Annotated in this window: 13 protein-coding genes and 1 pseudogene; 3 read left to right on the forward strand and 11 right to left on the reverse strand. The window is 69.3% G+C overall.

Going from position 1 to position 14,026, the window contains the following annotated elements:
* Positions 1-153 precede the first annotated feature (153 nt).
* From bpln_RS31390 to bpln_RS36435, 11 genes are all read right to left on the reverse strand, one after another.
* Positions 154-2,625, reverse strand: a complete 2,472-nt coding sequence (locus bpln_RS31390; RefSeq protein WP_244131978.1) for a penicillin acylase family protein — start codon at positions 2,623-2,625, stop codon at positions 154-156.
* Positions 2,626-2,689: 64 nt separating this feature from the next.
* Positions 2,690-4,078 carry a diaminobutyrate--2-oxoglutarate transaminase family protein gene (locus tag bpln_RS31395; RefSeq protein WP_162492389.1) on the reverse strand — a complete coding sequence of 463 codons (1,389 nt, stop codon included), beginning with the start codon at positions 4,076-4,078 and terminating at the stop codon, positions 2,690-2,692.
* A gap of 64 nt (positions 4,079-4,142) precedes the next feature.
* A complete protein-coding gene (hypF, locus tag bpln_RS31400) occupies positions 4,143-6,524 on the reverse strand; it encodes a carbamoyltransferase HypF (protein WP_055140992.1) in 2,382 nt (793 codons plus the stop codon).
* A complete protein-coding gene (gene hypE / locus bpln_RS31405; RefSeq protein ID WP_042628985.1) occupies positions 6,518-7,543 on the reverse strand; it encodes a hydrogenase expression/formation protein HypE in 1,026 nt (341 codons plus the stop codon). The genes hypF and hypE overlap by 7 nt, the downstream gene beginning before the upstream one ends.
* 81 nt (positions 7,544-7,624) lie before the next feature.
* Positions 7,625-8,212, reverse strand: coding sequence for a cysteine hydrolase family protein (locus tag bpln_RS31410; protein ID WP_042628986.1), 588 nt, complete (start codon positions 8,210-8,212; stop codon positions 7,625-7,627).
* Positions 8,213-8,214: 2 nt separating this feature from the next.
* Positions 8,215-8,688 (reverse strand): hypothetical protein, encoded by a 474-nt coding sequence (locus bpln_RS31415; RefSeq protein WP_042628987.1) that lies wholly within the window; start codon positions 8,686-8,688, stop codon positions 8,215-8,217.
* Positions 8,685-9,305 (reverse strand): GNAT family N-acetyltransferase, encoded by a 621-nt coding sequence (locus tag bpln_RS31420; protein ID WP_042628988.1) that lies wholly within the window; start codon positions 9,303-9,305, stop codon positions 8,685-8,687. The genes bpln_RS31415 and bpln_RS31420 overlap by 4 nt, the downstream gene beginning before the upstream one ends.
* Before the next feature lie 79 nt (positions 9,306-9,384).
* The gene (locus bpln_RS31425; protein ID WP_042628989.1) at positions 9,385-10,182 is read right to left on the reverse strand and encodes a heme oxygenase-like domain-containing protein; all 798 of its coding nucleotides are present in this window, start codon (positions 10,180-10,182) and stop codon (positions 9,385-9,387) included.
* Positions 10,183-10,225: 43 nt separating this feature from the next.
* The gene (locus bpln_RS31430) at positions 10,226-10,612 is read right to left on the reverse strand and encodes a GFA family protein (RefSeq protein ID WP_042628990.1); all 387 of its coding nucleotides are present in this window, start codon (positions 10,610-10,612) and stop codon (positions 10,226-10,228) included.
* A gap of 7 nt (positions 10,613-10,619) precedes the next feature.
* On the reverse strand, positions 10,620-11,519 hold the full coding sequence (locus tag bpln_RS31435; RefSeq protein WP_055140993.1) for an EamA family transporter: 900 nt from the start codon (positions 11,517-11,519) through the stop codon (positions 10,620-10,622).
* 363 nt (positions 11,520-11,882) lie between these two features.
* A complete protein-coding gene (locus bpln_RS36435; RefSeq protein WP_148654246.1) occupies positions 11,883-12,125 on the reverse strand; it encodes a hypothetical protein in 243 nt (80 codons plus the stop codon).
* Positions 12,126-12,224: 99 nt separating this feature from the next.
* On the opposite strand from bpln_RS36435, the gene bpln_RS31440 reads away from it, so the two are divergent.
* The 3 genes and pseudogenes from bpln_RS31440 to bpln_RS38070 form a co-directional block, all read left to right on the forward strand.
* Positions 12,225-13,166, forward strand: a complete 942-nt coding sequence (locus tag bpln_RS31440; RefSeq protein ID WP_055140994.1) for a LysR family transcriptional regulator — start codon at positions 12,225-12,227, stop codon at positions 13,164-13,166.
* Positions 13,167-13,415: 249 nt separating this feature from the next.
* Positions 13,416-13,700, forward strand: a complete 285-nt coding sequence (locus bpln_RS38065) for a LysR family transcriptional regulator (RefSeq protein ID WP_244486992.1) — start codon at positions 13,416-13,418, stop codon at positions 13,698-13,700.
* Between the two features lie 137 nt (positions 13,701-13,837).
* Positions 13,838-14,002: pseudogene (locus tag bpln_RS38070) on the forward strand (LysR family transcriptional regulator); the annotation flags it as partial.
* Positions 14,003-14,026: the final 24 nt, after the last annotated feature.

Consider the following 14,026-nt stretch of genomic DNA (forward strand, 5'->3'; position numbering starts at 1 on the left):
CGGTGGGGAGCGGTGAAGCCGACGATTCTAGCCCGAGGTGGCGGAAAGACGGCGGTCGGCACCATCGATGCGCGTGCAACCATTGCCGCCTGCCTGCCGCCCACCCCTTCCGTTCACCGCCGGCCCGACAGTTTTCCCGGTCGACCGCTCCGCTCACTCGCGCACCGGCACCAGCGCCAGCCGCTTGCAATCGCAGGCGTCGATGCTGCGCGCGTCGGTGGGAATCGTCACGTAGCGGCCGGTCGCCCACAACGGCATCAGGTCCGCGTACCACGACGAAAAGCGGTTGCCCGATTCGCCCGCCGGCATCGCGAAGCGCGCGGCGCCGGGGTCGGCCATGTCCACCACCATGCGCATCGCGGCGGCCATGCGGGTCTGGTACGGCGCGGCCTCGTCGCTGAAATCGTTGCCCCCCACGTCGATCGTCATCATGTCGCCGCCCACCGGCACGCGCAGATCGAACCAGCGCGCGAGCCACGACACCTGATGGAACGGCCGGTGCGGCGCGACCGCCGCGTGCGCCTCGCCCCAGCGCCACGCCTGCATGTCGTTGCCGTAGCGCTGCCGCAGGTCGAGCAACGCGGCCCGCAGCGCCGCGCTCACCTGCGCCGCGCACGGCGGCGCGGGCCGCGGCCCCGGCGCGGCGCCGGTGCTGCACCAGGCGGCGCCGACGGCCGGATCGCTCAGCGCGTTCAGCAGCGCCTGATGCAGGTTCCGCTGCGCCCAATACTCCTTGAACAGCTCGCGCCCCGAACGCGGCTCGAAGATCGCCCGCGTGACCGCGCGTTCCCAGGCGCTCGCGATCAGCGGCTCAGGCCGGTCCGCGCGCGCGTCGCGATTCCACGCGGTGAGCCAGGCAACCGCCCGCGCCGCGTCGGCGTCGCTTTGCGGGCCGACCTGCGCGAGCAGCAGCGGCAGCAGCGCGTCCTGCGCCGCCGAGTGGACGTCGGTCTGGATCGTCTCGAAGCTGTCCAGCGTATGCCGCGCGCGCGCGTCGAGCAGCGCGGTGATCCGGTGATACCGGTACGGCATCACCCACTCGCCGGTAAGGAAGACGGGCGAGTCTCGCGGCACGATCCGGTTGTTGGCAGTGACGATGCGCCCGTCGGGCGGATTGAACGCCCGCGGCAGCTGCGCGAACGGCACGAAGCCGTTCCAGTCGTAGCGCGCCTGCCAGCCGGGCGCCGGCACTTCCGTCATCAGGTCGTTGTCGGGCGAGCGCAGCGGCACGCGTCCGGGCGCGATGAAGCCGATATTGCCGTCGCGGTCCGCGTACACCACGTTCTGCTGCGGCACGCCGAACTTCGCGGCGGCGGCGAGAAACTCGCTCCAGTTGCTCGCGTGATCGAAGCCGAAGCCGGCCTCCAGCGTCGTGTCGTCGGGCATCAGCGCGGTCCACTGCAAGGCCAGCACGTAGCGGTTGGACTGGCCGAGTGCATCGCGCGCCTTCGGCGAGACGTCGCTGACCACCGGCCCGTGACGCGTCTCGCGCACGTTCAGGACGACGCTCGCCTGGCCCTTCACGCGGATCGTCTCGGTGCGCGTGGCGAACCGTGCCCAGCCGTCCGGCGTGCGGTACTCGCCGGGCCGGGCCGGGTCGAGCTGTTCGAGGAACAGGTCTTCCACGCTGGTGCCGGTGTTGGTGAGCCCCCACGCGATGTGCGCGTTGTGGCCGATCAGCACCAACGGCAGGCCGGGCACCGTGCCGCCCACCACGTCGAGGCGATCCGATTTCAGATGCGCCAGGTAGAACAGGCCGGGCGTGGAGAGCCCCAGATGCGGGTCGTTCGCGAGCATCGGCTTGCCGCTGGCCGAACGGCTGCCGGCCACCACCCAGTTGTTCGAGCCGACGCCCTCGACGTGCCGCGACGGCGCCGCGGCCAGCGCGCCGACGCCGGCCTCGGCCAGCGCCGACAGGTCGCGGTAGCCCGGCACGTAGTCGATGGTGGCCATCCGCGTCAGGTCCTCGGGCGCGGTGGTGATCAGCTGATGAATCTGTTCGAGCGGCAGCCGGTGCGTGAGGCGCATCCGTTCGATCTGCATCGCCATGTTGCCGCTCAAATCCCAGGCGAGCACCGACAGCCACGCCACCGAGTCGGCCGGCGTCCACGGCGCTGGCGCCGGCGCGCGGGTCAGCAGATACTCGATCGGCAGCGGCCCGCGGCGCGAGCCCAGATAGAAATTGACGCCGGCCGCATAGCGCTCCAGCACGTGGCGCGCCTCGGGCGACAGATGGGCATAGATGCGCTCGGCGTTGCGCCGCACGCCGAGCGTGCGCATGAAGGTGTCCACCGGCAGCGCCGCCGGGCCGAGCACCTCGGCCAGCGTGCCGCTGGCGATGCGCCGGTCGATGTCGAGCTGCCAGAGCCGGTCCTGCGCGTGGACATAGCCGAGCGCGAAATAGGCGTCGTCGTCGGATGCCGCCACGATATGCGGAATGCCGTGCGGATCGCGCGCGATCTCCACGCGCGCGCCGACCCCATCCGCGCCGCCGGCCACCACCGTGCCGGCGAGCACCGGCAGCGACGCGCGGCCATAGATGACCACCCCTCCCGTCACGCACACGGCCAGCACGGCCACCCCCAGCAACAACCCGCGCAACAGACGCCACATGCGATAAGGCAAGATGTTCGGCTCCATGAAGAAAAGGCACGCGCGGGCGGCCCGGCACCGGCCGCCCGCGGCGGGGTCACTGCGTCTCGGCGAGCAGCGCAGGCGCGGCGCTGGCGACGGCCGGCGCCGCCCCGGCTGCCTCGCTCTCCCCGGTCGGCCAGACGTCCGCGCAGGCGGCGCCGAGCTTGGCGAGCAGTTCGCCGATCTCGTCGGCCGTGATCGTCAGCGGCGGCAGCATTCGCAGCACGGCGCCGAAGCGGCCGCCCGACTCGACGATCAAGCCGCGCGCGAGGCACGCGCGCTTGAGCCGGCGCGTGGCGTCGCCGTCGGCCGGCCGGCGTCCGGCGCGGTCCGCGGCGCCGGCCGGGTCGACGATCTCCACGCCCCACATCAGGCCGCGCCCGCGCACGTCGCCGAACGCGGGGAAGCGCGCCGCCAGCTCGCGCAGGCCAGCCTCGAGCTCGGCGCCGCGCTCGCGCACGCGCTCCACGATGCGCTCGTCGCGCATCACTTCGAGCAGCGCGGTGCCGGCGGCCATCGCGATCTGGTTGCCGCGGAACGTGCCGGCGTGCGCGCCGGCCTTCCAGCGGTCGTAGCGCTCGTGATACAGCACCGCCGACATCGGGAAGCCGCCGCCGATCGCCTTCGAGATCAGCACCGCGTCGGGCACGATGCCGGCGTGCTCGAACGCGAACATGGTGCCGGTGCGGCCGAAGCCGGTCTGGATCTCGTCGATCACGAGCGGGATGCCGAAGCGCTCGGTCAGCTCGCGCAGCCCGCGCAGCCACTCGGCCGGCGCCGGAATCACGCCGCCCTCGCCCTGCACGGCCTCGACGATGATCGCGGCCGGCGCGACGATGCCGCTCTCGGGATCGCTCAGCACGCGCTCGATGTAGGCGAGCGAGAGCGCCGTGGTGTCGGTGCCGTCGGTGCCGAACGGGCAGCGATAGGCATGCGGATAGGGCAGGAAATGCACGTCCGGCATCAGCGAGGCCACCTCGGTCTTGGCCGTCAGGTTGCCGGTCAGCGCGAGCGCGCCGGCGGTCATGCCGTGGTAGCCGCCATGGAACGCCAGCACCGAGCGCCGGCCGGTGGCGGTCTTCATCAGCTTGATCACGGCCTCGGTCGCGTCGGCGCCGGACGGCCCGCAGAACTGGATCCGCGCGTGCTCCGCGAACGCCTCGGGCAGCACGCCGAACAGCGCCTCGATGAAGCGGCTCTTGGCCGGCGTGGTGATGTCGAGCGCCTGCAGCAACTGGTCCGACAGCAGGAACTCGATCACGCGGTCGCGCACGCGCGGATGGTTGTGGCCGAGCGCCAGCGTGCCGGCGCACGACAGGCAGTCCAGGTACTCCTGGCCGTCGCTGTCGGCCACGTGCGCGCCGCGGCCCCTCACGAACACGCGGCCCAGCGCGTTCGCATAGGTGCGCGCGCTCGACTCGCGGCGCCGGACGAATTCGAACATGTCGGCCGATTCGGGTAGTTCAACGTGCGGTGTGTTCATTGGCATCATCCCGGAAGAAAGTCGTTCATTCGGCGGCCTGGCGCTCCGCCGCGATCCTCGCACTCGCCACCACTACCTGCCCGAGCGCGATGCCGCCGTCGTTGGTCGGCACGTCACGATGCGCATGGACCTGGAAGCCCCGCTGCCGGAGCTCGACCAGCGCATTCACCAGCAAGAATTCGTTCAGGAACACGCCGCCGCTCAGCACCACCGTGTCGAGCCCGTGCCGGCCGCGCAGCCGCTCGCAGAGCGCCGCGATCGCCAGCACCAGGGTGGAGTGGAAGCGCCGGCTGATGACGGCCGGCTCGACGCCGTCGGCCACGTCGGCGAACACCTGCCGCACGATCGGCCGGTAGTCGAGTTCGATCGGCGCGTCGGGCGGCGACTCCAGCAGCCAGGCATACGGCTCCCCCATCGCGGTGTCGCGCCCCAGCAGCCCCTCGAACTCGATCGGGCCGTGCGCCTCGTATTCGGCCCGCGAGCACACGCCCGCCAGCGCCGCGACGCCGTCGAACAGCCGCCCCATGCTGGAGGCGCGCGTCACGTTGATGCCCTTGCGCCACATGGTGCCGTAGACGTGCCGGACCTCGTCGCCGAGCGCCGCGAGCGCCGGCACGCGGGCCAGCACGCTCGCATCGCCGTCGAACGATTCGAGCGCCAGCGCGAGCGCCGTGCGCACCGGCTCATGCACGGCCTTGTCGCCGCCGAGCAGCGACAGGTAGCGCAGGTGGCCGGCGCGCTGCACCTCGCGCGCGTCGCCGACGAAGAACTCGCCGCCCCAGATCGTGCCGTCAAGGCCGTAGCCGGCGCCGTCGAGGATCACGCCGATCGCCGGCCCGTCGATGCCGTTGTCGGCGAGGCAGGCGGCCATGTGCGCATGGTGATGCTGGACCTGCCGGCGCGCGGTATGCGTGTCCGACGCCGCACGCGTGGAGCGGAACGACGGATGCAGGTCGCAGGCCGCCACGGCGGGCTTGACGCGGTACAGCTCGGCCAGATGCGAGGCGATCGCCTGGTGCGAGCGGAACGTGTCGTCGTTGCCGAGATCGCCGATGTGCTGGCTCACGTAGATGCGCTCGCGATCGGCCAGCGCGACGGTGGTCTTCAGCTCCGCGCCGTAGGCCACCACCGGCGCCAGGGTCCGGCCGGCCTCGATCGCGTAGGGCGCGAAGCCGCGCGCGCGGCGCAGGAAGCTGACCTGCGGCTCGGCGAGCCGCGCGTCGTCCGAGCAGCGGATCACCGAGTCGTCGATGCGGATCGCGATGTCGCGATCGTTGAGCAGCACGCGGTCGCACACCTCGAACAGGCTCGCGAGCGCGTCCTCGTTGCGATAGACGATCGGCGAGCCCGACACGTTGCCGCTCGTCATCACGAGCGCCGGCAGGTCGGGCTCGGACAGCAGCAGGTAATGCAGCGGCGCGGACGGCAGCATCACGCCGAGGTTCGGATTGCGCGGCGCGACGTTGGCGGCGATATCGCCGCCGTCGTGCTTGCGCAGCAGCACGATCGGCCGGCCCGGCGCGCGCAGCCACTGCGCCTCCAGCTCGCTGCAGGCGGCTCGCTCGCGGATCGCCTCGATCGACGCCAGCATCAGCGCGAACGGCTTCGAGTTGCGCCGCTTGCGCTCGCGTAGCCGCGCCACCGCCGCCGCGTTGCGCGCGTCCACCACCAGATGGAAGCCGCCGACGCTCTTCACCGCCACGCACAGCCCCGCGCGCAGCGCATCGAGCGTCGCGCGCAGCGCCGTGTCGCCGCCCGCCACCCGGCCGTCGGCGTCGTGCAGCGCGAGCTGCGGCCCGCACACCGGGCACGCGTTCGGCTGCGCGTGATAGCGGCGGTCCGCCGGATCGCGGTACTCGGTCTCGCAGGCCGGGCACATCGCGAACGCGCGCATCGTGGTGTTGTCGCGATCGTAGGGGATCGCCTCGATCAGCGAGAAGCGCGGCCCGCAGTTGGTGCAGTTGATGAACGGATAGCGGTAGCGCCGGTCGGCCGGATCCGTCAGCTCGGCCAGGCACGCCTCGCAGACGTGCGAATCGGCCGGCAGCTGCGCGAGATGGCTGCCGCTGCGCTCGCTGTCGCGGATCGCGAAGCCCTCGGCCGCGTCATGCAGCGGCTCGACGCCCTGCGAGCGCAGTGCGCCGATGCGCGCGAGCGGCGGCAGCTCCTCGCGCAGCGCGGCGGAGAAATCGGCCAGCGCGGTGGCGCTGCCCTCCACCTCGATCAGCACGCCGTCGGCATCGTTGAGCACCCAGCCGCGCAGCGCGCGCGCCAGCGCGATGCGATAGACGAACGGCCGGAAGCCGACGCCCTGCACCACGCCGGTGACGCGGATGCGCCGGCGCAGCGGCGCACCCGCCTCGGCGCGCCCGTCCGGCGCGACGGTCCCCGCCTCGGCGCTCAGCATAGACGCGGCAGCTCGGCGCCGACCAGTTCCTCGATCTCGCGCGCCTGCCCGTTGCGGCCCACCATCACCACCGCGCGGCCGCCCGATTCGCGCACCTGGCCGATCTCCACCGCCTGCTTGCCGTAGGGGTGCTCGCGCAGCACGCTCAACACCTGCCCGGCGTGCTCGGGCGCCACGAACAGGCACAGGCAGCCTTCGTTGGCCATGTTGATCGGATCGATGCCGAGCATGTCGGCGGCCATCGCCGTCTCCGCCTGGATCGGCAGGTCGGCTTCGCGGATCTCGAGCGTCGCGCCGAGCGCGGACGCGTATTCGTGCATCACCGCCGACAGGCCGCCGCGCGTGACGTCGCGCACCGAGCGCACCGCGCCTTCGGGCAGCGCGTCGAACAGCTGCTGCAGCATGCCGTTGAGCGGCGCGCAGTCGCTCAGCACGCGGGTCTCGAAGCCGAGCCCCTCGCGGATCGACAGCAGGTGGATGGTGTGATTGCCGATCCAGCCGCTCAGGATCACGCGGTCGCCGGGCCGCACCTGCTTCATGCGCAGCGGCGCGCGCTTGACGATGCCGATGCCCGCCGTGTTGATGAAGATCTGGTCCGCCTCGCCCTTGCCCACCACCTTCGTGTCGCCGGCGACGATCTTCACGTTCGCCTCGCGCGCGGTGTCGCGGATCGATTCCAGCACCCGCACCAGCGTGCTGAACGGCAGCCCCGCCTCCAGGATCAGCGCGAGCGAGAGGAACTTCGGCGTGGCCCCGACCACCGCCAGATCGTTGACGGTGCCGCACACCGCGATCTTGCCGATGTCGCCGTTGCCGAACAGCGGCGGGTTGACGACGAACGAATCGGTCGTCATCGCGAGGCGTCCGCCCTCGATGTCGAGCAGCGCGCTGTCCTCCATTTCGCCGAGATAGGTATCGCCCAGCACCGAGACGATCATTTCCACCAGCTCGCGGCTCAGTTTTGCGCCCGTGCCATGGTCCAGCACGACTTCCGAACGCGACAGATCATTGATGTTCATAGAGTCTTCGACCGAGTTTCTTGGGGGTTGCCAGGGTTGAACCGCCGGCCGCGCGCGGAATGCCCGCGGCCGGCGCGCGCCTCACGGCGTCTTGATCGCCTTGCGCGGCAGATGGCCGAGTTCGTCAATGGTGCGCAGCACCTCGGACGAGTCGGTCACGGTCGCGCAATAGCCGTCGAGCCATTCGAGCGCGCGCTTCTTGTCGGCCTCCTGGGCCGACACCACGCAGTCGGACGGCACCCAGATGTTGTAGCCGCGGAAGAACGCGTCGGCGGCCGTGGTCTGCACGCAGATCTGCGTCTGCATGCCGGTCACCACCACCGTGTCGACGCCGCGCGACTGCAGGATGTCGTGCAGGTCCGTCTCGTAGAAGCCGCTGTCCTTGTTCTTCTCGACCACCAGGTCCGAATCGGCGAGGAATTCGGCGATGATCTGCGCGCCTTCGCTGCCCTTCGTCACCGGCAGGTAGCCGTTGTAGCGCTCGGCGTTCGCGTCGTCCTCGCGGTTGATCAGCTGCAGGTGGACGATTTCGCAGCCGCGCTCGCGCATGCCGTCGAGGAACTGGCGAAAGCCCGGTGTCGCGTCGGCCACCGCGCGAATCCGCTCGGGATTCTTGTTGACCAGTTCGTACTGCAAATCGTTAGTCAGGACCGCGATCTTGGTTGCCATGTTCATACCTTCCTGTCGGAGAGTGGAGTGACGGCCGCGGCGTTGCGCAGCGCGGCGTCGTCGGTGGTGGGTGAGCCCGGGTGTTGCCTGATCGGGCCGCGATCGAGCTTCACGCGGCCGATCGTATAAACGATGCAGTAGACCGTGCCGAGCGAGGCGGCCGGCGCGATGGTGGCGGCGATGTGCGGGGTGCCGGCCAGCCAGTGCGCGAGCACCTGCACGCCGAGCATCCAGCCGATCGCGAGCAGCGCCGTGCGGGCGATGCGCGAGACGGGCGGCCCGGAGCGAAAGCGCGGCACCAGCCATTCGATCAGCCGCGTCACGCAGTAGGTCATGCCGAAGCTGCACAGCCCCTGCACCACGGCCGAGCGCCCGGCGATCCACGGGCCGGCCGTATGGTTCGCATACGCGGCCCACGCGCCCTGCACGCACATCGCCGCTAGCGACGCGAGCAGGCTGCGGCGCGCCGCGCTCACGCGTCGCTCCGCTCGCCGGACACGGCATCGAGTTCGAGCTCGCCGCGCGCGGACGGGCCGGGGCGATGCCAGAACGTGCCGGCGCGCTGCTGGTGCGCGATCACCTCGTCCACGTAGGCACGCAGGAAGTAGCCGGTGATCACGCGGCCGTTCACGCGCGCGTAGTCGTCGAGCCGGCCGTACTCGACGAAGCCGAGCCGGCGCCACAGCTGCTCGGCCTTGCCGTCGCTGCGCACGTCGATCACGATGATGTCGCAACCCATCTGCTTGACGCGTTCGAGCGCGAGCCGCCAGCCGTCGAGCACGAAGCGGCCGCGATAGGCCGGCTCGATCACGCAGCGCTTCATCTCGACGATGTGGCGCCGCGCCGGCAGCGACTGGCGCGCCAGGATCAGCATCCCGACGATCCTGCCGTCGGGCTCCTCGCGCGCGATCAGCAGCTGGGCGGCGTTCGCGCGCAGGTCGGCGTCGAGCGCCTCCATCATCGCGAGGCCGGCCGCCGTGGAGATCGGCTCGAAGAAGCCGAGCGTCGTCTCGCGCGTCGACACCGTGTTCATCAGGTCCACCAGCTCGGTCATGTCCTGTCGCGACAGCGACGCCGGCCATTCGAATTTCATCGCAGCCTCACGCAATGCATCTCGGGATAGGGAATCGTGCCGCGCGCCCGCGCGTGCGGCACGGCGAGCCGCGTCACGCTCAAGCAAGCGCCTTGCTGGTCTCGGCCGCCACGGTCAGCGCCGCGACCGGAGCGGTCATCGCCGCCTCCAGCGGGTTCGGTGCCGGCACGCGCACGCTGCGCGCCACTTCGACGAAGTAGGACACGAACAGCGCGTTGATCTTGACCAGGTGCTCGATGAAGCGCGCTTCGTCGGCCGGGCCCTTGATGGTGCGCATGATCATGTTCCAGACCATGTTGACGTGATCGTCCTCGAGATCCTGCGCCAGATGGCGGCGCGCGCCCTTGGTCAGTTCCTTGCCGAGATGCACTTCCATGCTGTCGAGCCAGTCCGGCTGCGTGCGGCCGGCGACGTACTCGAGATAGAAGCCGCTGACCATCGACGCGAGCGGGCCTTCGGTGGCCATCGTGTAGTAGAAATAGCCGTTCAGCAGCTCGGTGGCGAAGGTCGGCCGCGTGGCGTAGATCTCCTCGTCGGTCATCCCCACTTCGTGCAGGTCGCGCGCGAACATCCGGTCGTGGCGGCCTTCCTCCGCGCCGTACAGGCCCCACTCCTTGCACAGCTGCGGATCGCGCGAGGCCCAGTAGTTGGCGATCAGCGGATCGACCGCGCGCTTCAGCGAGATGCGCAGGATCGTCTCGACGTTGTGCCGCTTGTACATGCCCATGTCGAAGGAGTCGGACTTCAGCATGTCCTCGGCCTTTTCGATCTTTTCGTAGAACGCGGCCTCGAACTGCCCGAGCATCGCATCGATCTTCGCGCGGAATTCCGGGTTCAGCAGATTGCTGTAGGTATTGAACGACGAGCTGGACGGCATCTGAATCTCTCCTGTGGGTAGTGGGCTGCTGGGTCGGAAAACATCAAGGCATCGCCGCGTGACGCGGCAGGTCGTCCTTCACGTCGAACCACGGGATGCGCGCCGCATCGAAGCCGTGGAACGTGGGGACCACGTCCGCCGCGTCGTCGAGCGTGCCGAGCAGGATCTCGATCTGGTCGGCGCGCGTGTCGAACGCGAAGAACAGGCTCGATCCGCAGGTGCCGCAGAACTGGCGGATGCCGTGCCGCGACGAGCGGTACTCACGCGGCTCGCCTTCCACCACGAGCGTCTCGCGCGCCACCAGCGCGGCGGCGAACACCGGCGCGCCAGTGAAGCGGCGGCATTGCGAGCAATGGCAGTAGCTGACGCGCGACGGGGTTCCCGTGAAGCGGTAGCGCACCGCGCCGCACAAACATCCTCCGGTGAGCATGGCGGCCTCAGCGCGGCGTGGTCTGCGGCGCGGCGGCCGCCGCGCGCCGGCCGAACGGCAGGCCGAACAGGTTGATCAGCAGGCCCGCGATCACGAACACCACGGCCACCACCTTGATGAGCGTGAGCTCCTCGTGGAAGATCACCATCGAGCTGAGCATGCCGAAGATCGGCACCAGCAGCGTGAGCGGCGCGACCAGCGAGGTCTTGTACTTGCGCAGCAGGATGTTCCAGATCGAATAGCCGAACAGCGTGGTCGGATAGACCAGATAGGCCACGGCGCCGGCGCCGCTCCAGCCGATGTTGCGCAGGTCGGCGGCCACGTGCGCGGAGCCGTTCACGGCCAGCGCGACCGCGAACAGCGGCAGCGGCGGCACCAGGCTCGACCACACCATGAAGCCGAGCATGTCGGTGGCGCCCGACTTCTTGACGATGATGTTGGCGACGCCCCACGACGCGGCGGCACCCACCACCAGCAGCACCGCGAGCAGGTTGCTCGCGCCGCCGCCCACCTTGGCGATGGCGACCACGCCGATGAACGCGAGCACCATGCCGGCCAGCTGCCGGACCTTGACGCGCTCGCGCAGCGCGATCGCGCCGAAGCAGATCGTGAAGAACACCTGCAGCTGCAGCACCACCGACGCGAGGCCCGCCGTCAGTCCCTCGCGGATCCCGAGGAACAGCAGGCCGAACTGCAGCGCGCCGAGGATCAGGCCGTACCAGAACACGTACTTGAACGGCACGGTGGGACGCTTGAACACCAGCACCCAGGGTAGCGCGCAGAACACGAAGCGCAGCGCGGCGAGCAGGAACGGATCGAACGAGCCGAGGCCGATCTTGATCACCGAAAAATTGATGCCCCACAGCGCGGTTACCAGCAGCGCAAGCGCCAGGTCCCTGATCTTCATACCGCCTCCCAGTTATCAAATAATTTAATGCGGCCGTCAGCAGCCGCGTTGTTATCCCGGTGGCGCCGCCCGCCCTCACGGGCGGCGTCCCGTTTCACTCGCGGATCGACACGAATCGTGGCGCCACGATCCGCAGTCATCGCGCTTGGCCGGCACGATCGAGGCATCGAGGCGCCCCGTGTTGAACGCGATCCCGTCGTACCCGTCCGGCGGCGCCGGATCGGCGATCACGCGCATCGCGGCGCCGCCGCGACTACCGGAAAATTCAGCGCCGCGGATCCGGCGCGGCATCGCCTTCGCACCCCGCGCCACCTGCTCGGATTGCCTTCGGCGTCGTGCTCGTGCTCGCGGCACGGCCCGCCGTCATGCTCGGGGCGCCGCGAATTCGCGAGAGCCGTCCTCCCGCATGCCGATGCCGAGCGGGCGCGCCGAGCCGTTCGAAGTGTTCTCGCCCGCCGTAAAACCCAGGCGGGACGTGCGATACGGATTATCGAATGCGAAATCGGAATGGGGCAGATCGAAGATATTGGCAATCGTTTTCGCCAGCCTGCTTTTGCGCTGTTGGTTGGCGGATCGCTTTGCAACCGCTCCTACAATATCGCTCATCACTTTTCCATTTTTTTGATCACTGCCATGGCCCGTTTCAAGTATGGAGCATGTCTAAAAATGCGATAATCCTCACCTGCGGAACAAAATCTATTCCCCATGCGAACAAATGAAACGATTGGGCGCCTGCCTTTTCTGGCCACCTTCGTGCGGGTAGTCGAATTGCGCAGCTTTTCTGCCGCCGCGCATTCGCTCGGCCAGACGCCGTCGGCCATCAGCCGGCAAATCTCGCGTCTGGAATCGGAATTGGGCGTGCGGCTGCTGGTCAGGACCACCCGCAAACTGCAGTTGAGCGAGATCGGCGAGCGCGTCTACCGGGCCTGCGAGGACATGATGTCGGCGGCGGAATCGGTCAGCGACATCACTGGCCGGTTCATCGAGAAGCCGCATGGGCTGGTGCGCGCCAGCGCGCCGCTGAGCTATGGCAAAGCCGTGGTCAGCCCGCACGTCACCGCGTTCCTGCGGGAACACCCGGAGGTGAACGTGCAGCTGCGACTGACGGACCAGGAGATCGATTTGATCGACGACGCGGTCGATTTCGTGATCCGCATCGGCGAGGAACCGCCGCCGAACCTGGTCGCCAAGCCGCTGTCGCCGGTGCGCTACGTGCTGTGCGCCTCGGAGGCCTATCTGGCCGGGCGCGGCCGGCCCGCCACGCCGCGCGAGCTGGCCGCGCACGACACCCTGTTCTTCGGCGACCATCATGCGGACCACCGCTGGTGCTTTCGCCGCGATGGCGAGGAACAGCAGGTGACGGTGCGCGGCCGGTTCGTCGTCAATCACAGCGAGGCGATGCTCGACGCGGTGCGGGCCGGCGCCGGCGTGGGTTTTCTGCCGGATTTCACCGCCCGCGCGGCGTTGAAACAAAATGAAGTGGTGCGATTATTTCCCGACTGGCAGTTGATCACGCCATACAGCGGAATAGCGTGGTTGCTCTATCAGCCGAATCGGCATCTTCCTCCGAAAGTCAGGGTTTTTATTGATCACCTGCTTCACGCGATTCCGGAAGCATTTTCCAAATCGCGAATTGACGACATGTAATGCAAACGTAATAACAAAATGCAATTACATTGGATCGACTGATTTTCAGGTGCCGGATATTCGGCGGCGGCCATATTGTCCATAGGTATTTGAATCGAGCCGCCGCCGGTTATGCCGCTCAATGCCTGCCGTGATGCGGCGGCAATTCGTCGTTAACCGACGGCGCCGGGGGAGGCGGCCAGCATGCCGAGCGTGGCGATCTCGCGGCCGGGCCAGTCGAGGTTGTCGCGCTCGGCGCCGAGCCATGCGATGCGGGCGCTGGAAACGCGCCTCGGGATGCGCCTGCCGACCCGCACCACGCGCAGCGTCTCGCCGACCGAAGCCGGCCAGCGGCTCCTGAACGCGATCGGCCCGCGCCTGGACGAGGTCGAACTGGAGCAGGGCACGCTCGGCGACACGCGCGACGAGCCCGCCGCAACGGTGCGCATCACCACCCACGATCACGCCATCAACACCGTGCCGTGGCCTCGGCTGCTGCCCTTGCCGAAGCGCCATCCCGACGTCCACATCGAGTCCAGCGTGGCTACGGGCTGACCGACATCGCCGCGCAGCGCTTCGACGCCGGCGTGCGCCTCGGCGATCAGGTGGCGCAGGACATGATCGCCGTGCGCGTCGCGTCCGATTTGCGGATGGCGGTGGCGGGCTCGCCCGACTAACTGGCGGGGCGCCCCATGCCGGCCACGCCCCACGACCTGGCCGGGCATCGCTGCATCAACCTGCGCCTGCCGACCCACGGCGGCCTGTATGCGCGGGAATTCGAGCGCGGCGGCCAGAAGCTCGGCGTGCGCGTGGAGGGCCAGGTGAGCTTCAACCATGCCGCGCAGATGCCGTGGGCGGCGAACGACGGGCTCGGGCTGACC

This window comes from Burkholderia plantarii (assembly GCF_001411805.1).
GTDB lineage: Bacteria > Pseudomonadota > Gammaproteobacteria > Burkholderiales > Burkholderiaceae > Burkholderia > Burkholderia plantarii.